General features: G+C 69.1%; 25 protein-coding genes. 12 read left to right on the forward strand and 13 right to left on the reverse strand.

What is annotated here, in order from left to right:
- Positions 1–316 precede the first annotated feature (316 nt).
- Positions 317–2,287, forward strand: a complete 1,971-nt coding sequence (locus FOZ70_RS19870; RefSeq protein WP_219706560.1) for an APC family permease — start codon at positions 317–319, stop codon at positions 2,285–2,287.
- A 75-nt stretch (positions 2,288–2,362) separates the two neighbouring features.
- Here the strand turns inward: FOZ70_RS19870 and FOZ70_RS19875 are convergent, their stop codons facing one another.
- A complete protein-coding gene (locus FOZ70_RS19875; RefSeq protein ID WP_021161679.1) occupies positions 2,363–2,521 on the reverse strand; it encodes a hypothetical protein in 159 nt (52 codons plus the stop codon).
- A gap of 198 nt (positions 2,522–2,719) precedes the next feature.
- Here FOZ70_RS19875 and FOZ70_RS19880 point away from each other — a divergent pair, with 198 nt between their 5' ends.
- Both FOZ70_RS19880 and FOZ70_RS19885 read left to right on the forward strand, forming a co-directional pair.
- Positions 2,720–4,633, forward strand: coding sequence for a DUF3857 domain-containing protein (locus tag FOZ70_RS19880; RefSeq protein ID WP_219706573.1), 1,914 nt, complete (start codon positions 2,720–2,722; stop codon positions 4,631–4,633).
- Positions 4,634–4,710: 77 nt separating this feature from the next.
- The gene (locus tag FOZ70_RS19885; RefSeq protein WP_021161681.1) at positions 4,711–4,878 is read left to right on the forward strand and encodes a hypothetical protein; all 168 of its coding nucleotides are present in this window, start codon (positions 4,711–4,713) and stop codon (positions 4,876–4,878) included.
- A gap of 163 nt (positions 4,879–5,041) precedes the next feature.
- On the opposite strand, the gene FOZ70_RS19890 is transcribed toward FOZ70_RS19885, so the two are convergent.
- The gene (locus FOZ70_RS19890; protein ID WP_048020429.1) at positions 5,042–6,100 is read right to left on the reverse strand and encodes an AraC family transcriptional regulator; all 1,059 of its coding nucleotides are present in this window, start codon (positions 6,098–6,100) and stop codon (positions 5,042–5,044) included.
- Between the two features lie 70 nt (positions 6,101–6,170).
- Here FOZ70_RS19890 and FOZ70_RS19895 point away from each other — a divergent pair, with 70 nt between their 5' ends.
- Positions 6,171–7,373 (forward strand): MFS transporter, encoded by a 1,203-nt coding sequence (locus tag FOZ70_RS19895; RefSeq protein ID WP_219706561.1) that lies wholly within the window; start codon positions 6,171–6,173, stop codon positions 7,371–7,373.
- A 67-nt stretch (positions 7,374–7,440) separates the two neighbouring features.
- Here FOZ70_RS19895 and FOZ70_RS19900 read toward each other — a convergent pair whose 3' ends face one another.
- Positions 7,441–8,319 (reverse strand): aldo/keto reductase family oxidoreductase, encoded by an 879-nt coding sequence (locus FOZ70_RS19900; RefSeq protein ID WP_219706562.1) that lies wholly within the window; start codon positions 8,317–8,319, stop codon positions 7,441–7,443.
- A gap of 95 nt (positions 8,320–8,414) precedes the next feature.
- Here FOZ70_RS19900 and FOZ70_RS19905 point away from each other — a divergent pair, with 95 nt between their 5' ends.
- A complete protein-coding gene (locus FOZ70_RS19905; RefSeq protein ID WP_059589421.1) occupies positions 8,415–9,314 on the forward strand; it encodes a LysR family transcriptional regulator in 900 nt (299 codons plus the stop codon).
- Between the two features lie 37 nt (positions 9,315–9,351).
- Here the strand turns inward: FOZ70_RS19905 and FOZ70_RS19910 are convergent, their stop codons facing one another.
- The 4 genes from FOZ70_RS19910 to FOZ70_RS19925 all read right to left on the reverse strand — a co-directional run bounded on the left by FOZ70_RS19910 (position 9,352) and on the right by FOZ70_RS19925 (position 12,746).
- Positions 9,352–10,197, reverse strand: coding sequence for a helix-turn-helix transcriptional regulator (locus FOZ70_RS19910; protein WP_219706563.1), 846 nt, complete (start codon positions 10,195–10,197; stop codon positions 9,352–9,354).
- A gap of 48 nt (positions 10,198–10,245) precedes the next feature.
- Positions 10,246–10,803, reverse strand: coding sequence for a carboxymuconolactone decarboxylase family protein (locus tag FOZ70_RS19915; protein WP_048020420.1), 558 nt, complete (start codon positions 10,801–10,803; stop codon positions 10,246–10,248).
- A gap of 138 nt (positions 10,804–10,941) precedes the next feature.
- Complete coding sequence (locus tag FOZ70_RS19920) at positions 10,942–11,703, reverse strand: isocitrate lyase/phosphoenolpyruvate mutase family protein (RefSeq protein WP_219706564.1); 762 nt, start codon at positions 11,701–11,703, stop codon at positions 10,942–10,944.
- Complete coding sequence (locus tag FOZ70_RS19925) at positions 11,700–12,746, reverse strand: saccharopine dehydrogenase NADP-binding domain-containing protein (RefSeq protein ID WP_219706565.1); 1,047 nt, start codon at positions 12,744–12,746, stop codon at positions 11,700–11,702. The genes FOZ70_RS19920 and FOZ70_RS19925 overlap by 4 nt, the downstream gene beginning before the upstream one ends.
- Before the next feature lie 117 nt (positions 12,747–12,863).
- Between FOZ70_RS19925 and FOZ70_RS19930 the strand changes: the two genes are divergently transcribed.
- Positions 12,864–13,475 (forward strand): TetR/AcrR family transcriptional regulator, encoded by a 612-nt coding sequence (locus FOZ70_RS19930; RefSeq protein WP_059624172.1) that lies wholly within the window; start codon positions 12,864–12,866, stop codon positions 13,473–13,475.
- An 18-nt stretch (positions 13,476–13,493) separates the two neighbouring features.
- On the opposite strand, the gene FOZ70_RS19935 is transcribed toward FOZ70_RS19930, so the two are convergent.
- Positions 13,494–13,961 carry a MarR family transcriptional regulator gene (locus FOZ70_RS19935; RefSeq protein WP_048020415.1) on the reverse strand — a complete coding sequence of 156 codons (468 nt, stop codon included), beginning with the start codon at positions 13,959–13,961 and terminating at the stop codon, positions 13,494–13,496.
- Positions 13,962–14,042: 81 nt separating this feature from the next.
- On the opposite strand from FOZ70_RS19935, the gene FOZ70_RS19940 reads away from it, so the two are divergent.
- Together FOZ70_RS19940 and FOZ70_RS19945 are read left to right on the forward strand one after the other, a co-directional pair.
- Positions 14,043–14,411 carry a hypothetical protein gene (locus tag FOZ70_RS19940; protein WP_219706566.1) on the forward strand — a complete coding sequence of 123 codons (369 nt, stop codon included), beginning with the start codon at positions 14,043–14,045 and terminating at the stop codon, positions 14,409–14,411.
- Positions 14,412–14,505: 94 nt separating this feature from the next.
- A complete protein-coding gene (locus FOZ70_RS19945; RefSeq protein ID WP_219706567.1) occupies positions 14,506–15,123 on the forward strand; it encodes a glutathione S-transferase family protein in 618 nt (205 codons plus the stop codon).
- Between the two features lie 108 nt (positions 15,124–15,231).
- Here FOZ70_RS19945 and FOZ70_RS19950 read toward each other — a convergent pair whose 3' ends face one another.
- The 4 genes from FOZ70_RS19950 to FOZ70_RS19965 all read right to left on the reverse strand — a co-directional run bounded on the left by FOZ70_RS19950 (position 15,232) and on the right by FOZ70_RS19965 (position 19,261).
- Entirely contained in the window at positions 15,232–15,954 is a 723-nt protein-coding gene (locus FOZ70_RS19950; RefSeq protein WP_059556163.1) for an HAD family hydrolase, read from the reverse strand.
- A 23-nt stretch (positions 15,955–15,977) separates the two neighbouring features.
- On the reverse strand, positions 15,978–16,949 hold the full coding sequence (locus FOZ70_RS19955; RefSeq protein WP_059687606.1) for an ornithine cyclodeaminase family protein: 972 nt from the start codon (positions 16,947–16,949) through the stop codon (positions 15,978–15,980).
- A 109-nt stretch (positions 16,950–17,058) separates the two neighbouring features.
- On the reverse strand, positions 17,059–18,189 hold the full coding sequence (locus tag FOZ70_RS19960; RefSeq protein ID WP_059624175.1) for a DSD1 family PLP-dependent enzyme: 1,131 nt from the start codon (positions 18,187–18,189) through the stop codon (positions 17,059–17,061).
- Between the two features lie 145 nt (positions 18,190–18,334).
- A complete protein-coding gene (locus FOZ70_RS19965) occupies positions 18,335–19,261 on the reverse strand; it encodes a LysR family transcriptional regulator (RefSeq protein ID WP_219706568.1) in 927 nt (308 codons plus the stop codon).
- Positions 19,262–19,491: 230 nt separating this feature from the next.
- Between FOZ70_RS19965 and FOZ70_RS19970 the strand changes: the two genes are divergently transcribed.
- Positions 19,492–20,346 (forward strand): hypothetical protein, encoded by an 855-nt coding sequence (locus FOZ70_RS19970; RefSeq protein ID WP_021158371.1) that lies wholly within the window; start codon positions 19,492–19,494, stop codon positions 20,344–20,346.
- Positions 20,347–20,373: 27 nt separating this feature from the next.
- Here the strand turns inward: FOZ70_RS19970 and FOZ70_RS19975 are convergent, their stop codons facing one another.
- Positions 20,374–21,288, reverse strand: a complete 915-nt coding sequence (locus tag FOZ70_RS19975) for an NAD(P)/FAD-dependent oxidoreductase (protein ID WP_219706569.1) — start codon at positions 21,286–21,288, stop codon at positions 20,374–20,376.
- A 139-nt stretch (positions 21,289–21,427) separates the two neighbouring features.
- Between FOZ70_RS19975 and FOZ70_RS19980 the strand changes: the two genes are divergently transcribed.
- The 3 genes from FOZ70_RS19980 (at position 21,428) to FOZ70_RS19990 (ending at position 24,547) form a co-directional block, all read left to right on the forward strand.
- Positions 21,428–21,868 (forward strand): Rrf2 family transcriptional regulator, encoded by a 441-nt coding sequence (locus FOZ70_RS19980; RefSeq protein WP_104767394.1) that lies wholly within the window; start codon positions 21,428–21,430, stop codon positions 21,866–21,868.
- Positions 21,869–22,118: 250 nt separating this feature from the next.
- The gene (locus FOZ70_RS19985) at positions 22,119–22,709 is read left to right on the forward strand and encodes a DUF2760 domain-containing protein (protein WP_124588707.1); all 591 of its coding nucleotides are present in this window, start codon (positions 22,119–22,121) and stop codon (positions 22,707–22,709) included.
- The gene (locus FOZ70_RS19990; RefSeq protein ID WP_219706570.1) at positions 22,706–24,547 is read left to right on the forward strand and encodes an Hsp70 family protein; all 1,842 of its coding nucleotides are present in this window, start codon (positions 22,706–22,708) and stop codon (positions 24,545–24,547) included. Before FOZ70_RS19985 ends, FOZ70_RS19990 begins: the two co-directional genes overlap by 4 nt.
- The last annotated feature ends 1 nt before the right edge of the window (position 24,548 follow it).

Raw genomic sequence — 24,548 nt, forward strand, 5'->3', positions numbered from 1 at the left:
GGCGAGCGGGGTGGGCCGGTATCGGGCGGTACGACGTGTGGGGCCGGCGGGCGCGGGACGGCGGCCGGCAAGATCACCGTGAAGGTCGCCACGAAGATCCCGTCGAAGGTCGCCGGGGCAGGTTCGTCGTGTTGCGCGAGTGCGTGCGGGCGGACGATCCGGCGCGTGGCTGCCGGCGTCGTTCGTTTACACGCTGAAAGCGGTGCCGGGCCGCCGGGCGGCCCCTATGGAAGATGCGGACTGGCGCCGCGCCCGTGCGTCGATTAGTTTTAAAGGATCACGCAGCGCGTGGCGCCGGACGTTCCGGGAGGGGACCATGACCGCATTCCAGAAAGTGTGGCAATTGCTCGTCGGCAAGCCGCTCGACCCCCTCGATCCGCGCACGCGCCATGCGATCGCCGTGACGCCGCTGCTGGCCTGGGTCGGGCTCGGCGCCGACGGCCTGTCGTCGTCGTGCTACGGCCCGGAGGAGGCGTTCCTCGCGCTCGGCCAGCACCACGCGCTCGCGCTGTTTCTCGCGCTGGCGACGGCGGCGACCGTGTTCATCATCGCGCTCGGCTACAACCAGGTGATCGAGCTGTTCCCGACGGGCGGCGGCGGCTACCGCGTCGCGACGGCGCTGCTCGGGTCGAAGCCCGGGCTCGTGTCAGGCGCGGCGTTGCTGGTCGATTACGTGCTGACCGTCGCGACGTCGCTCGCGAGCGGCGTCGACGCATTCTTCAGCCTGCTGCCGGTCAGCGCGCAAGCCTTCAAGCTCACCACCGAGATCGTGCTGATCCTGATGATGACGGGGCTCAATTTCCGCGGGATGCGCGAATCGATCATGGTGCTGCTGCCGATCTTCATCGGCTTCGTGATCCTGCACTTCGGGCTGATCGTGTACGGCGTCGCCGTGCACGGCAGCAGCCTCGCGATGGTCGTGCCCGACGCCGTGCACGAAGCGCACGGCATGTCGCAGTCGCTCGGCCTGTTCGTGCTGCTCGCGCTGCTGATGCGCGCGTTCTCGCTCGGCGGCGGCACCTATACGGGCCTCGAGGCCGTGTCGAACAACGTGAACATGCTTGCCGATCCGCGCGTGCCGAACGGCAAGGTGACGATGTGGTACATGTCGACGTCGCTCGCGTTCACGGCCGGCGGCATCATCCTGCTGTACATGCTGTGGCACGCGAAGCCCGTCGACGGCGAGACGCTCAACGCGGTCGTGTTCGGCAGCGTGATCGACCACCTCGGGCTCGGCTCGGCGTTCGCGCGCCACGCGCTGCTCGCGGCCGTGCTCGCGTTCGAGGCCGGGCTGCTGCTGGTCGGCGCGCAGACGGGCTTCCTCGACGGCCCGGCCGTGCTGTCGAACATGGCGTCGGATTCATGGGTGCCGCGCCATTTCCGCGACCTGTCGGGGCGCCTCGTGCGGCAGAACGGCATCATCGTCGTCGGGCTGTCGAGCCTGCTGATCCTCTTGTGGACGCACGGCAACGTCGACGTGCTCGTCGTGCTGTACAGCATCAACGTGTTCCTCACGTTCAGCCTGTCGCTGCTCGGGCTGTGCACGTACTGGTGGCGTCATCGCAGCGAGCCGGGCTGGCTCAAGCACTTCTTCCTGTCGGCGCTCGGGCTGAGCGTGACGGCGACCGTGCTCGGCATCACGCTGATCGAGAAGTTCACGGCGGGCGGCTGGCTCACGGTGCTCGTGACGAGCGCGGTGATCGCGCTGTGCTTCATGATCAACCGCCACTACGCGTATACGCGCGCGCAACTCGCCAAGGAGGACGAACTGTTCTCGGGCAAGGCGCCCGAAGTCGACGAGACGGCCGCGCCGGGCAAGCCCGACCCGACGCAGCCGACCGCCGTGCTGCTGGTCGGCAAGCATCGCGGTGCGAGCATGCACGCGCTGCTGTGGGTCAACCGGCTGTTTCCCGGGCACTTCCGCAACGTGATCTTCCTCGCGGTGGGCGAAGTCGACGCGAAGGCGTACGACGGTCACGAACATCTCGAACGGCTGCGTCACTCGATCACCGAAGCGCTCGACTACTATGTCGCGCACTGCCGTCGCAGCGGCATCGCGGCCGACTACCGGATCGCGTTCGGCACGAACCCCGTCGTCGAATTCATGAACCTCGCGTCGTCGACGCTCGACGCGTACCCGAATGCCGTGTGCTTCGCGAGCAAGCTGATTTTCCGGCGCGTGAATTTCCTGACGGCCTGGCTGCACAACCAGACGCCGGTCGAGTTGCAGGCGCGCCTGCACGTCGAGGGCAAGCAGATGGTGCTGCTGCCGATGAACGTCGGTTAGCGAGCGGGCGCGGCCGCGTTGCACGCCCGCGTGGACGCGACGCGGCACGCTTCGCCGGCGACCGGGCAGCGGCCGTCAGGGCCGGTGATGCCGATGCGGACGGTTCGGCCGCCGCAGCAGCGGATGATGGAATCTGGCTCTCGCGCGGTCGCGCCCCGGGCGCTTGAAGAAGAACAGCGCGGCGAGTGCGGCGAATGCCAGCAGGACGACGCCTTCCACGATTGCGCTTTCCATGGGGCCTCCCGGCCGCGCGCGATGACACATCGATGACTCATTGTAGGTCGGCCTGCGCCGGCTTGACGCGTGCGGATGCGTCGCCCACACTGGCCGGCACGAGGGCCGCGCGCGTGACCTTGCCCGCCGCGAGGCCGCGTTTTCCGAACCGCGACGAGGTGCGATGTGGTGCGCTTTTCTGTCGGCCTGGCCGGCTGGATGTTGGCATGTGCTGTTGCGCTCGGCGCATCGCATGCGGCCGGTGCGGGCCCGGGCGCGAACGTGGCCGCCGACGCGCCGCACGACGCGGCCGGCACAGCCGGCACAGCCGGCACAGCCGGCACAGCGCCCGTCACGCTCGTCAGCGACGTCCACGAATTCGTGATCCAGCGCGACGGTTCGCTCGACGAGCACGACGATTCGACGCTGCGCGCGAACGACGCGAACGGCATCGATGCCGTCGCGCAGCGCTACGTGTGGTTCGACAAAAATCTCGAGAAGGTGGAGCTGCTCGCGGCCGAGACGATCGACCGCGACGGTGTCGCGCATCCGGTCGGCGTGGACGGCATCCGCGACGTGCAGGAACCGCGTTCGGCCGGCGCGCCGACGTTCCAGGACGGGCTGTTGCGCACCGTCGTGTTTCCCGGCGTCGAAGCCGGGTCGAGCACGCGCGTGGCGTTCCGCAAGACCCGCACGAAGCCCGTCAACCGCGGCTACTTCGGCTACACCGTGGAGCCGTCGCGCGAGCCGGTCGACAACGAGCGGCTGATCTTCGACGTGCCGGCCGACATGCCGCTGTACGCGGATGCGCGCGGCTACGTCGCGCTGCCGCCGGTCACCGCGAACGGCCGCACGCGCTACGAGTTCGACTACCGGCACGGCCCGTACGACCGCATCGAGAACGGCGCGGTCGGTTACGCGACCTACGGCGACCGGCTCGTCGTGTCGACGCTGCCCGACTATGCGGCGTTCGCCGCGCGCTACCGCAACGCGGCCATCGATCCGGGCACGGACGATCCGGCTGTGACGCAACTGGCGCGCGCGCTGACCGCGAGCGCTGCCGATCCGCGCGACAAGGCGCGCATCCTGTACGACTGGGTGCAGGCGAACGTGCGCTACGTCGGGCTGTTTCTCGGCGAAACGGCTGCCGCGCCGCATCGCGTCACCGACATCCTGCGCAACCGCTACGGCGACTGCAAGGATCATGTCGCGCTGTTCGGCGCGCTGCTCGCGGCGGTCGGCATCCGCAGCGAACCGGTGCTGATCAATCTCGGATCCGTCTACACGCTGCCGTCGGTGCCCGGTTACGGCGGCGGGGCGATCAATCATGCGATCACGTGGCTGCCCGACCTCGCCCGTTATGCGGATACGACGACGGCCGGCATCGCGTTCGGCTATCTGCCGCCCATCGTGATGGATCGCCCCGCGCTGCTCGTCGATTCGGGCGTGCTGTCACGCACGCCGGCCACGCAGCCGCGCGGCCGCGTCGCGCGGATTCAAATCGATGCGGCCGGGCCGGGTGCCGCGCAGTTTCACGCGTACATCGAGGATGACGGCTGGACGGCCGAACTCGAACGCAACCTGTTTCGCCGCGCGACGCCCGACGCGATGGTCCAGCTCGCGAACAACCGTCTGCGGCAAAGCGGCTTGCGCGGCCGCGCGCAACTGTCGACCAGCGACCGGCGCGTGACCGACGGACCGTTCGACGTGACGCTTTCCGGCACGCTCGATCATTTCGTATGGCCCGACGGCACGACCGCGTTGCCCGCGCTGTCGAGCCTGACGGGCGGCATCGCGACGCAGGTCGAGAGCTGGCTGGCCGAACCCGTGCGCACGCAGCCGTGGGGCTGTATCGGCGGCACGTTCGACGAGACCGGCCAGATCGCGCTGCCGGCCGACGTCGCGGTGACCGACCTGCCGGCCGATACGGCCGTGCACGACCGCTTCGTCGACTTCACGTCGCATTACGTATTCGACGCGGCCGCGCATGTCGTGCAGGTCTCGCGGCGGATGACGGCGGATTTCGGCCGCCAGGTGTGTACGCCGGACGAATTCACGGCGTTGCGCGCGTCGCTCGAACGCATCGAGCGCGACACGCAGGCGCAGATCGTCGTGCGGGCGAAATGGCGCTGAACGTTGAACGTTGAACGTTGAACGGACAGGGGACGTGAGCGCGTGGAGACCATCGGTCGACGCGCAGGAGGGACATCATGACGGAACGGGATCACGAGATCGCCGATCTCTCGAAGGAATTGCTGGGCCGGATCGTGCAAGGCACCGTTGCCGGCGGCGCGGTGGTGGATGCGGAGCAGTGCGCGGCGCTTGCCGTGCAGTGCGCGACGGCGCTGGTCGACAGGCTGGAAGCGCGCAGCGGCTGAGCGCGGCAATCACGCGTGGCGGCGATTCGGGCGGCAATTCGGGCGGCAATTCGGGCGGCAACTCGGGCGGCAACTCGGGCGGCAACTCGGGCGGCAACTCGGGCGACGGCCGGCGGCCGCGGCCGGCATCACGCGCGATACATGGCGCGTGACACGTCGCGCGTTACGCTTCGACGCGCGCTTCGCCGTCCGCGCGCACGGCGCCCGGCGGCTTGCCCACCACGCGCTTGAACGCGCGGCTGAACGCGGCGAGCGAGCCGTAGCCGAGCCGGTACGCGACGGCCTCGATCGTCTCGTGGTCGCGCGTGATCCATTGCGCGGCGAGCCGCATCCGCAGCTCGGTCAGGTAGCGCACGGGCGTCATCCCGGTGGCCGCGAGAAAGCGTTCGGCGAACACCGAACGTGACACGCCCGCTTCGGTGGCGAGTTCCGCCACGCTCCAGTTGCGGCCCGGATCGCGATGCAGCGCGACGATCGCGCGGCCGAGCTTCGGTTCGCGCAGCGCCTGCACCCAGCCCGTGGCGTCGCCGCAGCCGCATTCGACCCAGCCGCGCACGATGAACGCCGCGACCACGTCCGCGAGCCGCGCGAGGATGCCGGCGAAGCCCGCGCGCGCCGAGCAGGATTCGCGCTCCATCGCATCGAGCATCGGGCGGATTTCCGGGTAGCGCGCGAGCAGCGTGCCGACGTGCATGAACTCGGGCATCGTGCCGACGAGCGGCTGCATGCCGCCGAGGTCGAGCTCCATGCATGCGCTGAAGATCAGCGCGTCGCCGGCACCCGGCTCGGTCGTCGCGCAGCTTGCCGGCGACGCGCCCGCCGATGCCACCGACGCGACCGACGCCACCGTATCGCAGATCTTCGCGACCTCGAAGCCGTTGATCTCGCGGCACGGCGCATCGGGGTCGGAGACCAGCGCGTGCATGCCGCCGTGCGGCAGCAGGATCGCGTCGCCGGCTTCGAGCCGCATCGTCTCGCCGTTCGCGTCGCGCAGCAGCACGGGCCCGCGCCCGACGAAATGGAACTGCGCGCGGCCCGGCGCATCGCCGAAACTCAGCCCGAACGGCCGCGCCACCTGGATGCGGCGGTACTGGACGCCGCTCAGGCGCATCCCCAGCAGCAGTTCGCTGACGAGGTCGTGTACGTCGGACGTGGACGAAGACAGGGGCTCGGACATGGCGAGATTCGGACGATCGATCAACAAGAGCGGATTGTATGTCATAGACCGTCCTGCCGTGGTTCCTTACGATACGCCGTCATCGGTATTTTCCCTAAACGACACGGAACGACGCATGAATCCCGGAATTTCCTCTGTCGCCGCGACGGCGGCCCCCCGCGAACCGGCCTGGGGCGCGGTATTTGCGATGGCGCTCGGCGTGTTCGGGCTCGTCACCGCCGAATTCCTGCCCGCGAGCCTGCTGACGCCGATGGCCGAGAGTCTCGGCGTGACCGAAGGCGTCGCCGGGCAGGCCGTCACGGCCACCGCGACGGTGGCGCTCGTCACGAGCCTCCTGATCTCGGCGGTGACGCGTACGATCGACCGGCGGCGCGTGCTGCTCGCGTTTTCGGTGTTGCTGGTCGCGTCGAATCTCGCGGTCGCGTTCGCGACCAGCCTGACGATGCTGCTGATCGGCCGCGTCGTGCTCGGCGTCGCGCTGGGCGGCTTCTGGACGATGGCGACGGCCACCACGATGCGGCTCGTGCCGACGGCGATGGTGCCGCGTGCGCTGTCGATCATCTTCAGCGGCGTGGCGGTCGCGACGATCGCGTCTGCGCCGATGGGCAGCTACTTCGGTCACCTGATCGGCTGGCGCAACGTGTTCCTGATCGCGGGCGCGCTCGGCGGCATCGCGTTCGTGTCGCAGCTCGTCACGCTGCCGTCGCTGCCGCCGAGCGGCACGACGCGGCTGCGGACGCTGGTCGACGTGCTGCGCCGGCCGACCGTCGGCCTCGGGATGTTCGCGACGATCCTCGTGTTCACCGGGCACTTCGCGTTCTTCACGTATCTGCGGCCGTTCCTCGAACAGGTCGCGGGCGTCGGCGTGAACGGCCTGTCGGCGATCCTGCTCGGCTACGGTATCGCCAACTTCGTCGGTACGTCGCTCGCGGGCCGCGTGCTCGAACACCGGCTGCGGCCGATGCTGATCGCGATGCCCGCGCTGATGGTCGTGCTCGCTGTCGCGCTCGTCGCGCTCGGCCGCGCACCGATGATCGATGCGGTGCTCGTCGCGTTGTGGGGGATGGCCTTCGGCGGCGTGCCGGTCGCGTGGTCGACCTGGGTCACGCGCACCGTGCCCGATGAAGCCGAAAGCGCGGGCGGGCTGATCGTCGCGGCGATCCAGCTTGCCATCGCGACGGGGGCGGCGGCCGGCGGCGTCGTGTTCGACGCGAACGGCGCGGCTGGCGTGTTCGTGGGCGCGGCCGTCGTGCTGGCCGTCGCGGTCGCGGCGATCGTGACGGGCGTGCCGAAGCGGGTCGGCGTCGCCGCGTCCTGACCGGCCGGCAGGCCGGCATGGTGGTGCGGTGATGCAGGCCCGTCGGCGGCCGTCCGCCCGTCGAGCGTCAGGCGGTGCCGGCGCCTGCGATGCGGTCGAGGTCCGCGAGCGCATCGTCCGGCAGCACGAGGCCGGCCGCCGCGAGGTTCTCGCGCAGATGCGCGACCGACGACGTGCCGGGAATCAGCAGGACGTTCGGCGCGCGACGCAGCAGCCACGCGAGCGCGACCTGCATCGGCGTCGCGCCGACGCGCGCCGCCACGTCGGACAGTGTCGACGACTGCAGCGGCGAGAAGCCGCCGAGCGGAAAGTACGGCACATAGGCGATGCCGTCGCGGGCGAGCGCGTCGATCAGCGCGTCGTCGCCGCGATGGGCGACGTTGTAGTGGTTCTGCACGCACACGATGTCGCAAATCCGCCGGCCCTGCGCGACCTGCGCGGGCGTGACGTTGCTCAGGCCGACGTGGCGGACGAGCCCGCGCCGCTGCAGGTCGGCGAGCGTGCTCAGCGGCGCCTCGATCGATCCTTCGGCCGGCCCGTGCGGGTCGAACATGATGCGCAGGTTGACGACGTCGAGCACGTCGACCCCGAGGTTGCGCAGGTTGTCGTGTACGGCCCGTTCGAGTTCGGCGGGCGCGAAGGCGGGCAGCCACGATGCGTCGTCGCCGCGTCGCGCGCCGATCTTGGTGACGATCACGAGATCGTCGCGATACGGATGCAATGCTTCGCGAATCAGCCGGTTGGTCACGTGCGGGCCGTAGAAATCGCTGGTGTCGATATGGTCGACGCCGGACGCGACGGCTTCGCGCAATACGTTCAGGGCGGCATCGCGGTCCTTCGGCGGGCCGAATACGCCTGGTCCCGCGAGCTGCATCGCGCCGTAGCCGATGCGTTTGACGTGGCGGTCGCCGAGCCGGAAGGCGGCGGTGTGTCGGATGTCGGACATGACTGTGCTCCTGTCGAAAGTGCGCCCAGCATAGGCATTGGCTGTCTGCGCGATAAGCCGTCATAATCCGCACGGGTTGTACGAAAAGGCGAACAATGCAAACCGATCTGGGCGACCTGAATGCGTTCATGGCAGTGGCGCGCGCCAGCGGCTTTCGCGACGCCGCGCGCATGACGGGCCTGAGCGCGTCGGGGCTGAGCGAGGCCGTGCGCCGGCTGGAAGCACGACTGGGCGTGCGCCTGCTGCACCGCACGACGCGCAGCGTCGTGCTCACCGAAGCCGGCGAGCGGCTGCTTCTGCGCCTCGGGCCCGCGCTCACCGAAGTGGAAGCGGCGCTCGACGGGGTCGGCGAATTCCGGGACAAGCCGGCCGGCACGCTGAAGCTCAACGTGCCGGTCAGCGCGGCCCGGCTCGTGCTGCCCGCGATCGTGCCGCGTTTTCTCGATGCGTACCCGGATATCCGGCTCGAAGTGATCGCCGACGAGAACTTCGTCGACGTGCTGGCGGCCGGGTGCGACGCCGGCATCCGTTATGACGAACGGCTCGAACAGGACATGATCGCGGTACCGATCGGCCCGCGCATCCAGCGCTTCGCGACCGCGGCCGCGCCCGGTTATCTCGACCATCACGGCCGGCCGCGTCACCCGCGCGATTTGCTCGACCATCGCTGCGTGCGCGGACGCTTCGCGAGCGGCGCGATGCCGCCGTGGGAGTTCGAGCGCGACGGCGAGGTCGTGCGGGTCGAGCCGGCCCCCGGGCCGCTGCTGGTGCAAATCGGCGGCGCGACGGACCTGATGGTCGACGCGGCGATCGCCGGCACCGGGATCGTGCATCTGTTCGAAGACTGGCTGCGCCCGCATATGGACGGCGGTGCGCTCGAACCGGTGCTCGAACCGTGGTGGCGACCGTTTTCGGGGCCGTTTCTCTACTATCCGGGGCACCGCCTCGTGCCGCCGGCGCTGCGCGCGTTCATCGATTTCGTCAAGGCATCCTGAGTTTCGAAGGTGTCGCGCATGCGCCGGATGCCCCCGCTCAGCGTATCGGCGCGTGCGCGTCGAGCAACTGCCGGTGGCGCGCGTCGGTTGCGTCGTCGGCGGGGAACATGCATTCCATGCGCAATTCCTGCGCGGCGGCGCTTTGCGGCGTCCCCACCGTCGTGACCAGCGAGAAGTAGCGCAGCACGACGCCTTCATGCACGAAGCCGATCGGGATGACCGGCAGCGACGGCGCGGCGGCGGGGGCCGGCGGCGATGCCCAGTCGCTCGGCGCATCGGAGGTGGCGAGCAGGTCGTCGAGGAGCAGCCGCGTGTCGTCGTCGATCACGCGGCCGACCGATTCGCGATGCACGCGCTGCAGCAGGCTGCGCGATACCGTATCCCAGTCGGCGATGAACGGCCGCATGCCGTGCGGATCGAACATCAGGCGCAGCAGGTTGCGCGGGCCGTCGCGCGCGGCCATGTCGATGAAGCAGCCGAAAAAGCGCGGTACCGCGTCGTTGGTCATCAGCACGTTCCAGTGGCGATCCATCACGATCGCCGGAAACGGCTCGTGCTGGTGCACGACCCGCTCCAGCGCGCGGATCACGCCGTGCATCTCCTGCGCATCCCACGGCGCTTCCGAATACACGGGCGCATAACCGGCCGCGAGCAGCAGCGCGTTGCGTTCGCGCAGCGGCACATCGAGCGTCTGCGCGAGCGTCAGCAGCGTGTCGCGGCCCGGCACGCTGCGCCCGCTTTCGATGAAGCTGATCTGGCGCTGCGAGATGCCCGCGTCGAGCGACAGGTCGAGCTGGCTCACGCCGCGCACGTCGCGCCAGTAGCGCAGCAACCGGCCCAGTTCGTGCGGCGGCGCGTGCCGATCGCGGCGGCTGGCGTTCATCGTGCCTCCGTGGGCGTTCCGTGAGCGACGCGAACGACTATATCGGACTCACGCGGCATGCGCATGCCACGCGAACGCGTCGAACGGTGCTTCGAGCGCGGGCCGCGTCACGCTGCCGACGTAGTTCGTGATCGTCGACGCGGCGACCACCGCGATCACTTCCAGCAACTGTTCATCGTTGAAGCCGGCGTCGAGGAACGCCTGCCGGTCGGCATCGGCCAGGCGGCCGCGGGTGTCGATCAACTGGCGTGCCGTGGCCGACAGCGCGGCCAGTTGCGCATCGCCGGGCAGGTTGCCGCGGCGGATCGCGTCGACGTCGGCGTGGGTCACACCCTGTTTCAGCGCCAGCGCGGTATGGAATGCGACCGGCCACTCGCTCGCGTTCGTGACCGCGTTGGTGAGCAGGAGCGTCTGGATCTGCGGCTCGGTGAGGCTGCTTGCGTGCACGCGCTCGAACAGGCCGATGAAGCCGTTGATCAGCACCGGTGACGCGGCCATGGCCGCCGCGATGTTCGGGATCGTGCCGAAGGTGTGCTGGAGTTGCTGGAGCACGGGCTTCGATTCAGCCGGTGCCGAGGCGAGGGTGTGAAGCGGGTAGGCGGACATGACGTCTCCGGGGCGATGAGCGCCGCCGGAATGGCGGCGCGACACCCGAAGCGTAGGAGCGGCCGTGTCGTGCGCCAATTACACGGGATGTAATCGTTCGATCGATGCGCGCGCGAGGCCGTTCGTCCCGCGAATCGCCTAGCCGCCTTGCCTGACCATCTCCGCCAGCGTCTTCATCGCCTGCAGGTACGGATACGGCCCGTGACTGATGCGGGCCACGCCGTAGTCCGCGAGTTCGGCCAATGTCGGCGTTTCCGCGACGCGCATCACGTTCACCGGCAGCGGCGATGCGGCCGTCAGCGCGCGAATGAGCGCCGGCGAGCGCAGCCCGGGCACGAAGAGCCCGTCGGCGCCGGCCGCCGCGTATGCGCGTGCGCGGGCCAGCGTGGCGTCGAGCAGGCGCTCGTCGTGCGTGTCGGCCGGCGCCTTGAAGAACACGTCGGTGCGTGCGTTGATGAAGTAGTCGGCGCCCGCGCGATCCGCAGCCTGTCGGGCTGCCGCGAGACGCGCTGCGGCGGCTTCGACGTCACGCAATTCGCCCGTCGCCGGAAAGCTGTCCTCGAGGTTGCAGCCGATCGCGCCGGCGTCGATGCTGAGCGCGATCGTTGCGGCGACATCTTCCGGCCGCTCGCCGTATCCGCTTTCGAGATCGACGGTGACGGGCAGGTCGGTGGCGCGCGTGATGCGCTCGAGCACGTTCATCATGAGCGCGCGCGGCATCTGCTCGCCGTCGACGAACCCGTTGGCCGCCGCGACCGACCAGCTGCCGGTTGCCAGCGCGACGGCGCCCGCGTCGGCCGCCGTGCGCGCGCTGCCGGCGTCCCACACGTTGAATAGCGCCAGCGGCTGGCCCGCGCGGTGAAGCGACCGGAAATACGCGCCTTTCTCGTTGCTGCTCATGTTTGTGTCTCCTTGTGGAAAACCGGGTCGGTCGTCGTGCCGAACGATACTGCCACCGAATCGAGCGCCGCGAGAAAATCGCGTGCGTCGAACAGTTCGCCGAGGCTGCGCACGCCGCCTGACACGACGGTGTGGCCCGTCATCAGGCGCGCGGCTGCTTCGACGATGATCGGTGCGCTGACCGCGTAGATGTCGCGCCCGGACGCGGTCGCGCGGTGCGTCGTGCCGCCCTGCACGACGATCGCGTCCATCGCGAACTGCTGCGCCGAGCGGCCCAGCGTGTCGGTCGGCTCGGGCGGCGGCGTGGCGGCATCGCGCACGTCGCGCAGCGCGAGCGTCGCGAGCCACGATTCGATCGTGTCGATGCGCAGGTGGCGCGAGAGCGTCATCACTTCCGAAAACGGCAGCAGCGTGACGTCGACCCGGCCGATCGGCGGCGGGAACGGCCATGCGCGTTCGCGTGGGGTCGACGGCACCGGCGTCGGTTTTCCGTCCTTCTGCACGAGCCGTACCGCGCGGTTGCGTTCGCCCGTCACGCGCGTGCCGCGCGTCGGGTGCCAGCGGTCGAGCCCGGTCGCGATATCGACGCGCTCGATCGGCAGGTTCCTGTCCACGACGGCCGTGACGAGCAGATCGGCCAGGCCGCCGTAGAACGCCGCGGCCGGCACGACGGTCACGCCCGCGGCGCGTGCCCGGGCATCGCAGTGTTCGGCCAGCGCCAGCACCGACGGCTGCTCGGCCGTCAGGTCGAGATAGGGGATGCCGGCACGCAGTGCGGCATCGGCCAGCGGCAGCGCGGTATCGAGATACGGCCCCGCGCAGTTGATCACGGTATCCGCGCCGCGCAGCGCGGTGTCGAGCGCGGCCGGATCGTCGATCGCGGCGACGCGCGCGAGCGACGCTTCGCTGCCGCCTTCCGCGAGCCGCGCCGCATCGCGGCCGATGCGGATCGCGCGCAGGCCGCGCCGTGCGAGCTCGGCGACGACAAACCGCCCGGTATGACCCGTGGCGCCATAGACTGCAACCGTCATTCGATCGTCCATGATCAACTCCGATACAGAACGGTCTGTTTTATAGTACAGACCTGTATCGTCGTCAATCCTGCGGTGCTATGATCGGCTCACTGTTGCGGCAAGGGCGGCCAGTACGGCCGGGTCGGGATGAAAAAGGAAACAGGTACACCAGGGAACGCGCCCGATACGCGCGAACGCATTCTGCAAACGGCCAGCGAGCTGTTCTACCGGGAGGGCACGCGCGCGGTCGGCGTGGATCTGATCGTCGCGCAGGCGGGTGTGGCGAAGACGAGCCTTTATCGTCACTTCGCGACGAAGGACGACCTGATCGAAGCGTTCCTGCTGCGCGAGGACGCCGATTTCTGGGCGCATTGGGATGCGGTGGCCGCGCGGTACCGGCGCACGCCGCGCGAGGAACTGGATGCGCAGCTGCAATGGATCGGTGAACGCATCGCGCGCCCCGGCTATCGCGGTTGTCCGCAGATCAACATCGCCGCCGAATACGCGGACGGCAATCATCCGGCCCGCAAGGTGGCCGTCGCGCACAAGCAGGAGCTGCGGCGCCGGCTGACCGAGCTGGCGGGCGCGATGGGCGTCGACGAACCGGAAACCTTCGCGCTGCGGCTCGCGACCGTCATCGACGGCGCGCTGAGCAGCGGGCAGGCGCTGCATGCGCACGGGCCCGTGGCCTTCCTGCAGGAATTCGCCCGACTGCTGTCGCCGAAGAAGGGCCGGAAGCCGGCCGGCCTGCCTCGGTAAGTCGCGCGCCGGTTCCGTTCAGCCGCGTGCGGCCGGATCGACGGACAGCACACGCAACTGGCCGCGCAACTGATCGACTTCCTCCGGTGCGAACGGCCGTTCGATCTCGGCATGCGTCTGCTGCCACAGCGGAAATGCCTCGGCCAGCAGGTCGTGGCCGGCCTGCGTCAGTTCGAGCAGACGGCTGCGCCGGTCGTCCGGGTCCTGCGCAATCGTGACGAGGCCGCGCCGCTCGAGCGGTTTGAGCGCGGCCGTGAGCGTGGTGCGATCCATCGCGAGCAGCGAGGCGACCGATTTCATCGGCGCCGGCTGCGGCCGGTTCAGCGACATCAGCAGCGAAAACTGGCCGTTGGTGAGGTCCAGCGGGCGCAGCACATCGTCGAAGATCCGCGCAAGATTACGCGCCGCGCGCTGCATGTGCAGGCACAGGCAGCAATCGCGCACCATCAGCGTCGTTTCGAAAGGGAGCTTTTCTTTTCGTGCCATGTTGCAATTGTGTTGATATCAACCTATCGTGTCAAGGTCGAGGCGCGGCAGTCCGTCGTGCCCGTCACCGGAGGAGGCGGCATGAGTGCTCAACAGCAGTTGTATCTCGCGGTATTTCTCGGCGCCAAGGATAGCCCGGCCATGAAGGCCTGGCTGGCGCTGCCGGAAGACGAACGGCGCACGCGCGAGCGCGACGGTATCGCCGCGTGGCGTGCCTGGGTCGACCGCAATCGCGACGCGATCGTCGAGATGGGCGGGCCGCTCGGCAAGACGAAGACGATCGATGCGGCAGGCGTCACCGACACGTCGAACGCGATGAGCGGCTTTACCGTCGTGCGGGCGGCGTCGCACGATGCGGCGGCCGCCCTGTTCGAAGGCCATCCGCATTTCACGCTGTTCCCGGGCGTGGCGATCGACGTGATGCCGGTGCTGGCGATTCCCGGCGCGTAAACGACGCGCCGACGCGCGAGGCCAGGCGTTGCGGATCGGCGAAGCGCCGTGGCCGGCATGCAGACATTTCCGACATTCTGGATGGAGACTGGCGATGAAGCTTTACGGATTTGCCGGCACCCGCTCGCAACGCGCGCTGTGGGGGCTGAAGGAGCTGGATGCCGACTTCGAGTTCGTCTCGGTGAACCTGCTCCAGGGCGAGCACAAGCGGCCCGAATTCCTGCGCCTCAATCCGGCCGGCAAGGTGCCCGTGCTGGTGGACGGCGACCTCGTGATTCCCGAATCGGCCGCGATCGTGCTGTATCTCGCGGGCAAGTACCCGGAGAAGGCGCTGCTGCCGGTCGATCCGGCGCTGCGCGCGCAGGCCTACCGGTGGGTGATGTTCGCGGTGACCGAGCTCGAGCAGCCGCTGTGGCGGATCACGCGGCATTCGTTCCTGTATCCGCCGGAGAAGCGCTCGCCGGCCGACATCGAGCTGGCGCGCGAGGATTTCAGGACGATGGCCGCGATTCTGGACAAGCATCTGGAAGGGCGCGAGTTCATCGTCGGCGACACGCTGACGGTGGCCGATTGCGTGACGGCTTACCTGATCGACTGGGCCGGCGAGTGCAACCTGATCGAATCGTTCCCGCAGCTGCGGGCGTACCTCGAACGGCTGTATGCGCGGCCGAACGCGCCGCAGCGGATCGCGGACGCGCGCAAGGCGGCGTGAGCGTGCGGCGGCCGGCCGTTCCATTTGCGCAGCGGGCGAGTGCCTGTCGTCAGCAAGTCATGGCGGTAATGCGTGCGTCGCGCACGCGGCGCACGCAGGCGCTTGCGCTCACGCTACGTCGTCAGGCCCGCCGAGCGCGCGACACAGCATCGACAGGTCGTTGAGCGTCAGGTGCGGCGCGGCGGCCTGCTGCGGCACACGTTCCGGTTCCGGATGCGGGTCGCGAACCACCCACGCTGCCTGAAGCCCCGCGTTCAACGCACCGACGATATCGAGGTGATAGTCGTCCCCGACGTGCAGCAGTTCCGCCGGCTGCACGTCGAGCGTTTCCGCCGCCGCATGGAAGATCCCGGGCTCCGGCTTCGCGACCCCGAACGCCTGCGCGCTGAGCGTCGCACGAAAGTATTCGCCGCCGCCGGTCATCCGGAGGTCGGCGTTGCCGTTGGTCACCGCGATCAATGGAAACCGCGCGCTCAGCCACGCGAGCGCCGGCAACGCATCGTCATAGAATTCGACCCGGTTGCGCGCGGCAAAGAACGCCGCGTACGCGTGCTCGGCGAGCGCGACATCCTCGTTCGCACGCTCCAGCGCAAGCCGGATCGATCCGATCCTCATCGCACGGAAATCGCCGGCGAGCCCGGGGCACAATCGTTCGTATTCCTCACGCAATCCGCTCAACGCCTGCTGCGTGGACAGCACACGCGCGGTACCGGGCGCGTGCTCGATCAACCATGCGTGAAGTGCCGCTTCGGCCCGTACGACGGCCGGCCCGAACGGCCACAGGGTGTCGTCCAGGTCGAACGAGAGGGCGGAAACTTTGGCGAGACGCATGGCGGTTGACGAGAGGGTTTCGTTTACCACGGCCACGGAATGGAGATTCCGGTGCCGTTTTCGAGGGCCTGTCGATACAGGAAGCGGGCGACGGTCAGGTCCTGAAGCGCCAGCCCGGTCATGTCGAAGACGGTGATCTCGTGCGGCGCGCGGTCGACCGACGCGGTTCCGGCGAGGATGTCACCGATTTCCGTGCGTGGCAAATCCGGTGCCCACTGGCACTCGCCGATGCTGCGCGCCTGATCGTGATCGTCCACGACGATGCGCGCGCGTTCCAGCACGCCGGCCGGAAGCTCGCGCTTGCCGGCCGTGTCGGCGCCGACGCAGGTCAGGTGGGTGCCCGGCCGAACCGCGTCCGCATCGAACAGTGCGCCGCCGCCCGGCGTGGCCGTGATGACCACGTCGCTATCGGCCACCGCGTCGTTCCGGTCGCGTGCCACGCCGATCGTGCATCGCTCCCGGAACGCCGATTCGAACCCCGGGTCAGGCTCGCCGCTGACGTTCACGTACCGCACCGTGCAGCGTTGCGGCAGCAGCCCGAGCGCGTAGTCGAGCTGGACGCGCGCCTGCACGCCCGTGCCGAACACGCAGATTCGCGTGCTGTCGCGCCGCGCGAGCAGTTGCAGCCCGAGGCCGCCGGCGGCACCGGTTCGCGCGGTGGTGATCGCATTGCCGTCCATGATGCACAGCGGGCGGCCCGTGGCCGGATCGAACAGCGCGACGGTGGCCTGATGCGGTTCGCCGCCGAGCGCCCGGTTGCCGGGCCAGAACCCGGCCGCCTTGAAGCCGAGCAGCGCCTGGCACGCGACGTCGCCCGACTTGATCCCGAATACGCCGCCCGTGTGCAGCTTCTCGCGAACCACCGGAAACACGCGCCCGGCCCGTTGACTGTGCAGCACGAAGGCTTCGCGAACCGCGGCCGTCACTTGCGCGGCCTCGAGGGCGGGTTCGACGGCATCGCGGTCGAGAAGCAGGAGTCGGGCGTCTGTCGGCATGTTCGGGCAAGCGCTTTCGGCGCAACGCAAAACGAGGGTGTTTAAATTTTGTCCAGATTTGGACAAATAGTCAATGTATCGGCGAAAAGATGCGGGCGTGCGGTTCGGCTCACCACCCGTAGAAGCGCGGCCACGCCTGCGCGCTGCCGTCGTCGCCGATCGCCTGATACTCGGGATGTTGTGCACCGGTGGCGCACGCGTGATTCGGCAGGATGCGCAGGCGGGTGCCGATCGGAAACCGTTGCGCGATGCCGGAGTCGGGTGCGCCCGTGTGCGACACGATCCCGTGTTCCTGGTTGGCGGCGCTCATCACGTAGCCGCCTAGCACGTCGCCGTGTTCGGTGCACACCTGCCCGTAGCCGAAATCGCGCGCCTGACGCTGCGTGCCGCGGTCGCGGCTCATCGCCATCCAGCCTGCGTCGACGATCGCCCAGCCTTTCTCTTCCTGGTGCCCGATGACGGTGGTCAGCACCGACAGCGCGATGTCGGACAGGTCGCACACGCCGATGTTGTGCATCACGAGGTCGAACATCACGTACACGCCGGCACGCACCTCGGTGACGCCGTCGAGGTGTCGCGCCGCGAGCGCGGTGGGTGTCGAGCCGATACTCACGACCGGGCAGGGCAGCCCGGCGGCCCGGAGGCGTTCTGCCGCGCGCACAGTGCGGCTGCGCTCCTGTTCGGCGATGGCCGCCAGCGCTTCGGGCGTGCTGTAGTCGTAGCTGGAGCCCGCATGCGCCAGCACGCCGCCGAGCACCATCCCGCCGTCGACGAGCGCGCGGCCCACGTCGATCAGCAGGCCGGCGTCGGGCGGGATCCCCGAGCGGTGGCCGTCGACGTCGACCTCGATCCACACTTCGAAGCGCTCGCCATGCGCACGCCCGAATTCGGCGATCGCGTGTGCGGCGGGCAGGCTGTCCGTGACCAGCTTCAGGTCGCAGCCCTGCCGGCGCAGCGCGAGCGCCTGGCCGAGCTTCGCGGGCACCATGCCGACCGCGTAGACGATGTCGCGGATACCGTGCGCGAAAAACTGTTCGGCTTCCTTGAGCGTCGACACCGTGACGCCTTGCGCGCCCGCGGCGATCTGGGCATCGACGACGTGCGTGCATTTGGTGGTCTTGACGTGCGGCCGGAACCGGACGCCGAGCGCGTCCAGATGTGCCTGCATGCGGCCGATGTTGTGACGCATGCGGCCGACGTCGATCAGGGCGGCCGGGGTGTTGAGGGTTTGAAGGTCCACGATGTGTTGCCTCGGAAGGTTGCCGATGCGAACACTGTAGGGGCGTCGACGGGCCGCGTGTTTAACGCAACGCTAATACGGCATTAAACACGGTTTAATCGACCGGATCGCGCGAGCCGAAGCCAAAGTCCGAGCCCGGCACAACTCATGCCTTGCCGCGCCACGGCGGCGGGCTCAGCAACCGCGTCGCGGCTTCGAGGAAGACCCGTTGCCGCGCGGAGCGGCCGGTGCGCGACGGCAACAGCGCCGTGACCGGCGCGGGCGGCAGGTGCCAGTCGGGCAGCAACCGGACGAGCCTGCCATTCGCGAGCAGCGGCGCGACGTCCCACTCGGAGCGCTCGACGATCCCGAGCCCGGCCAGCGCCCATTCGGTGATGACGGTGCCGTCGTTGGAGGACAGCGCGCCGGTGACGCGGATCACGGCGGACCGGCGTGGGGCACCCTTGACGTCGCCGCCTGACGAGAAGCGCCATCGCGGGATGTCCTCGTCGTTCTCGCGCAGGCACAGGCAGTCGTATCGGGCCAGGTCGGACGGATGGTTCAATGCCTTGATGCGACGGGCATAGGCAGGGCTCGCGCACAGAAATCGCTCGTTGGGCGCAAGCGGATAGCCGATCCACGACGACGACTTGAGGCTGCCGACGTGCACGACCACGTCGGCTCCCGACGCGCTGGTCAACGGGCTGTCCGACAGGTGGAGCGCGATGTCGAGTTTCGGGTGTGCACGCTGCAGGTCGCGCACGATCCGCGCGACGTACTTTCGCCCGAAGCCTAGCGGGGCGACGACGCGCAGCGTGCCCTGCACGTCGCCGTGGTCGCCTGAAATGCTGACCGGCAGCGCTTCCACGCGCTCGAGAATGTCGACGGCCTCCTGGTACAGCCGTTGCCCTTCGTCGGTCAATGCGACCCCTTTCGGTTGCCGCACCGCGAGCCTGGCGTTCAGGCGCGCTTCCATCCGCTGCAGGCGGATCGTGACCGCGGGCGGCGTGAGATCGAGCAGCCGGGCGGCGGAGGCCAGCGAGCGCGACGTGCCGATCGCGCGTACGAGCCGAAGGTCGTCGAGGTTGAGCATTTCGTGTCTCTTAATGTGAACGATGCAGGGCATTAAACCGCATATCGCGCGTCGTAGCCATCGAGGCGGCGGCGCGGGCGACATGGCCGGTGTCGGCGGCTTAAAGAACGGTCGCGTTGCGCCGATATAGAGACGACGTCCGGCTTTCTGTGCAACGTGTCCAGACCAGCACGGTGCATGCCGTGGAAGGCCGAGACCTATTCCAACGAAAAAATGGAGCCTCTCACCTTATGAAGTCCGTCTTTACCCGTCCCCTGGCAGGCCGCCTCGCAATCGTCGTCGCGGCCGCTTCGCTCGCCGCGTGCGGCGCGACGAACCCGCTTCAACAGGCCGGCCAGGGGATCATGGGCGCGCTGACGTCCGACGCGGGCCGGACCGACGTGTCGAGCCAGAAGCCGGTCGTCCTGAAGATTCCGAACGATCCCGGCATCCAGCCACGCAAGGTCGCGCCGTATTCGACGGTCATCGTCCGCGATGTCGGCTACGACAGCCGCAGCGTGCAGGTCATCGCGAACGCGCAGTACTACCGGCTTCGCTTCGAGAACCTGACGCCCGGATCGTTCGTCGTCCATGCGCGCACGGACAACGGGGTCGCCGGGTCGGGCGTGAAGTACGACGTCAACTTCAACGTGCAGGAATCGCCGAAGGGTTATCAGGTCGCGTTTCAGCCGATGACGCGCAATGCCTATCAGCAGGGGCTGATCGGCAAGTTTCCGGTGCCGAACTTCAACGACGCGGACCTGCGCACGCAGTTGACGTCGCTGCAAATCGTCTACCGCTTCGAGGTGGATTCGCCGTACAACTCGGAATCGGTGACCGCGAACTTCATGCGTCTCGCGCGTCCGATGACCGCGCGGCAGGGCTGGGCCGATCCCGTGACGGGCAAGATCTACAGCAGCTACTTCGTGTCCACGCTGCATGGTCGCGACATGACGTATGTCACGCAGGTGTATCCGTATCACAACGGGTCGAAGGCGGTGATTACGGCGGTGATCACCGGCGTCGAAACCGCGCCGGATACGGTCGACTTCGGCGTGCTGATCAACGATGCGCGCCACATGCTCGAGAACATCGCGAAGTCCTGATCGTGTGCCCCGGGGCTGCGCGCCGCGTCACGCGCGCAGCCCGACGATCAGCGACCGATGCGCGGCGACCCCGGCCATCGCGCCCGACGCCGACGCGAACGTCGCGTTGCTCATCGGCGTCGACGCGTCGCCGGCCGCGAACACGCCGGCGACGCTGGTCTCTTTCCCCGCATCGACGCGCACGACAGGGCCGAGCGGCCCGTCGTCGAATGCACAGCCGAGCTGCTGCGCGAGATCGCTCGCCATTGCCGTACGCGCGCCGACGAACAGCGCATCGACCGGCACGACCTGCCCGTCGGCGAGCCGCAACGCTTCGATACGCGGCGCGTCGCCCAGGATTTCAACGACCGGCGAGCGCTCGATGCGAACGCCGCGCGCGTCGAGCAACGCGGCTTCTTCGTGGTTCGCCTCGACCACGCCTTGCGTGAACCACGTCGTCGGGCCCCAGTCCGGAATCAGGATCGCCTGATGCACGGACAGCGGATGCGTGGCGAGCACGCCGAGCCGCCGGCCGCTCACCTCGTACCCATGGCAGTACGGACAATGCAGCACGCTGACGCCCCAGCGTTCGGCGAGCCCCGGCAGCGCGGGCAGTTCGTCGCGGATGCCCGTCGCGAGGATCAGCCGGTCGGCGCTGGCCCGGCTGCCGTCGGCCAGCGTCACGTGGAAGCGGCCGTCCGCATCGCGCTCGGCCGTGCGCGCGTCGCCTGCGATCCGCCGCACGGTCGGATACGCGGCGAGTTGCGCGGCGGCTTCCTCGACGATCTGCGCGGGCGGCTTGCCGTCCTGCCCGAAAAAGCCGTGCGCGTGCGCGGCAAAGCGGTTGCGAGGCCGGCCGGCGTCGATCACGAGCACGCGGCGGCGCGCCCGCGCAAGCTGCATCGCGGCCGACAGCCCCGCAAAGCTGCCGCCGATCACGATCACTTCATGATGGTCATGCATGCACCCGCTCCTTTCCTGAACCTGCGTGAATGTAGGACGTGTTCCGATGGCATCCAACTCATGAAACACGAGAAGTTGCATGATAGGGCGATGGTATCATTCACGCAACTTCAAAAGTTTCGAGAGAGGGGCGCCGCCCGTGAGAACCGATAGCCGTTTGTCGCGCATGCTGCACGTGCTGATCCACATGGACCAGGCCGACGGCCCGCTGACGTCGGAGACGATCGCGACGATGCTGGACACGAACCCGGTGGTCGTGCGACGCCTGCTCGGCGGCTTGCGCGACCACGGCTACGTGCAGTCGGAGAAGGGGCATGGCGGCGGGTGGGTGTTGAGCGTCGCACTCGACGACATCACGCTGCTCGACGTCTATGGCGCGGTGGGCGAGCCGCCGCTGTTCTCCGATCTCGTCACCGACGACGAGGCCGAATGCCTGGTCGAGCAGGCCGTCAACGCGCACCTGTCGGCCACGCTGAAGGAGGCCGAGACGACGCTGCTCGCCCGCTTCGGCGAAGTCACGCTCGGCATGCTGTCGCGCGATTTCGAAGCGAAGGCGGCCCGGCGGCGCAAGCCGCGCTGACGCGCCGCAGCATCGCGGCCGGACACGGCCGCCGTGCGCGCCGGCGCGGCCGAAACCGTCGCGCCGCAATGTTCTGTCCCCCAACTTCTGCCCGGTTCGCCCGCCACAGGGCAAAATACGGGTTTTCCGCACCCGCGAGGGCGCGACCGAATCACGCGCCGGGCGGCGGCAGTGCGCAATCCGCACGCCGCCGCCGGGCGCCCAGGCAAGATCGCTCGCCGTGTCGCGAGCCCACAGGAGTCCAGACCTCATGCCCGAATCCAACCTGTCCTTCTTCGGCCGGCTGTCGCTTGCCGTCGGCACGTTCTTCTCCGTGCTCGGCAACCGCGAGTTCGCAGCCGGCGTGCTGCGCGTGCGCGACGGCGCCCCGGCGCCGGTCGCGCCGGCCCCGGCCCCGGCTGCCGCGCCCGTTGCGCCGGCCCCCGCACCCGTGAAGGCGCCGGCCCCCGAACTGCGCGAAGCGAGCCCGCAGGCCGCGCTGCAACTGCTCGGCCTGCTGCAGCGCGATGCGCGCTTCATCGACTTCGTCGAGGAAGACATCGCCGGTTACGCGGACGCCGAGATCGGCGCAGCCGCGCGCCTCGTGCACGACGGCTGCCGTGCCGCGCTGCGCGAACACTTCACGATCGTGCCGGTGCGCGACGAAGCCGAGGGCAGCCGCGTGACGCTGCCGGCCGGTTTCGATGCGACGGCCGTGCGCGTGACCGGCAACGTGGTCGGCGCCGCGCCGTTCACGGGCACGGTCAGCCATCGCGGCTGGCGGGTGGCCGACGTGCGCCTGCCGAAGCTGACGGGCAGCCACGACGCCTCGGTCGTCGCACCGGCGGAGGTGGAACTGTGAGCGATCCGCGTTATTCGATCGGTATCGATCTCGGTACGACCCACTGCGCGCTGTCGTATGTCGACAGCGCCGCGAGCGACGGCGAAACCATCACGCAGCAGGTGCTGCCGATCGCGCAGCTCACCGCGCCCGGCGCGCTGGAGTCGCGCGACCTGCTGCCGTCGTTCCTCTACCTGCCGCATGAAAGCGAACTCACGCAGGGCGACCTGACGCTGCCGTGGACGGCCTCGCGCGCCTTCGCCGTCGGCGAGATGGCGCGCACGCGCGGCGCCGGCACGCCGATCCGCCTCGTGTCGAGCGCGAAGAGCTGGCTGTGCCACCCGGGCGTCGATCGCCGCGCGGCGATCCTGCCGAGCGATGCGCCGCCGGAAGTGTCGCGCGTGTCGCCGCTGGAAAGCTCGATCCGCTACCTGACGCACCTGCGCGAAGCGTGGGACCACGCGCATCCCGACGCGCCGTTCGCCGACCAGGACGTGACGGTCACGATTCCCGCGTCGTTCGACCCGGCCGCGCGCGAACTGACGGCCGAGGCCGCCCGCGCCGCCGGCTATTCGCGGATGACGCTGCTCGAGGAGCCGCAGGCTGCGCTCTACAGCTGGATCCAGAAGAGCCAGGGCGGCTGGCGCAAGCAGGTGCAGGTCGGCGACCTGATCCTGTGCGTCGACGTCGGCGGCGGCACGACCGACTTGTCGCTGATCGCGGTGGTCGAGCGCGACGGCAATCTCGAGCTGCATCGCGTGGCGGTCGGCGAGCACATCCTGCTCGGCGGCGACAACATGGACCTCGCGCTCGCGCACGTGGTCGCGCGCAAGCTCGCGCAGCAGGGCACGCAGGCCGATCCGTGGCAGCTGCGGGCGCTCACGTACGCATGCCGTTCCGCGAAGGAAACGCTGCTGTCCGATCCGTCGACCGACGCAGTGCCGCTCGTCGTGCCGAGCCGCGGCTCGAAGCTGATCGGCGGGTCGATCCGCACGGAGCTCACGCGCGCGGAACTCACGCAGACGATCCTCGAAGGCTTCTTCCCGCAGGTCGACGCAGCCGCGCGCCCGGTGAGCCGCGCACGCGTCGGCCTGACGCAGCTCGGCCTGCCGTATGCGCAGGATGCCGGCATCACGCGCCATCTCGCGGCGTTCCTCGGCCGCCAGGTCGCGGCGCTCGACTCGCTCGAGGGCCTGCAGCGCACGCTGCCGCAGGGCGCGACGTTCCTGCACCCGACTGCCGTGCTGTTCAACGGCGGTGTGTTCAAGTCGACGCTGCTCACGCAGCGCGTGCTCGATACGCTCAACAACTGGCTCGCCGCCGAAGGCGTGCCGCCCGCCCGCCTGCTCGAAGGCGCGGATCTCGATCTCGCGGTCGCGCGCGGCGCCGCGTACTACGGCTACGTGAAGCGCGGCCGTGGCGTGCGCATTCGCGGTGGCACGGCGCGTGCGTACTACGTCGCGATCGAATCGGCGATGCCCGCGGTGCCGGGGCTCGAGCCACCGGTGCAGGCGCTGTGCGTCGCGCCGTTCGGGATGGAGGAAGGCTCGGACGCGGCGCTGCCGCCGCAGGAGTTCGGCCTCGTCGTCGGCGAACCGGTGCAGTTCCGCTTCTTCGGTTCGTCGGTGCGCCGCCAGGACCAGGTCGGCACGCTGCTCGACTACTGGTCGCCGGAAGAACTGCAGGAGCTCGAGGAAATCCAGGCGACGCTGCCGGCCGAAGGGCGCACCGTCGGCGAGGTCGTGCCCGTGAAGCTGCATGCACGCGTGACCGAAGCCGGCACGCTCGAACTCGAGGCGATCCCGAGCGGCACGAACGAGCGCTGGAAGGTCGAGTTCGACGTGCGCGGCGCCGCCTGAG

Origin of the sequence: Burkholderia sp. COPS (assembly GCF_019425585.1) — a bacterium.
GTDB lineage: Bacteria > Pseudomonadota > Gammaproteobacteria > Burkholderiales > Burkholderiaceae > Burkholderia > Burkholderia cepacia.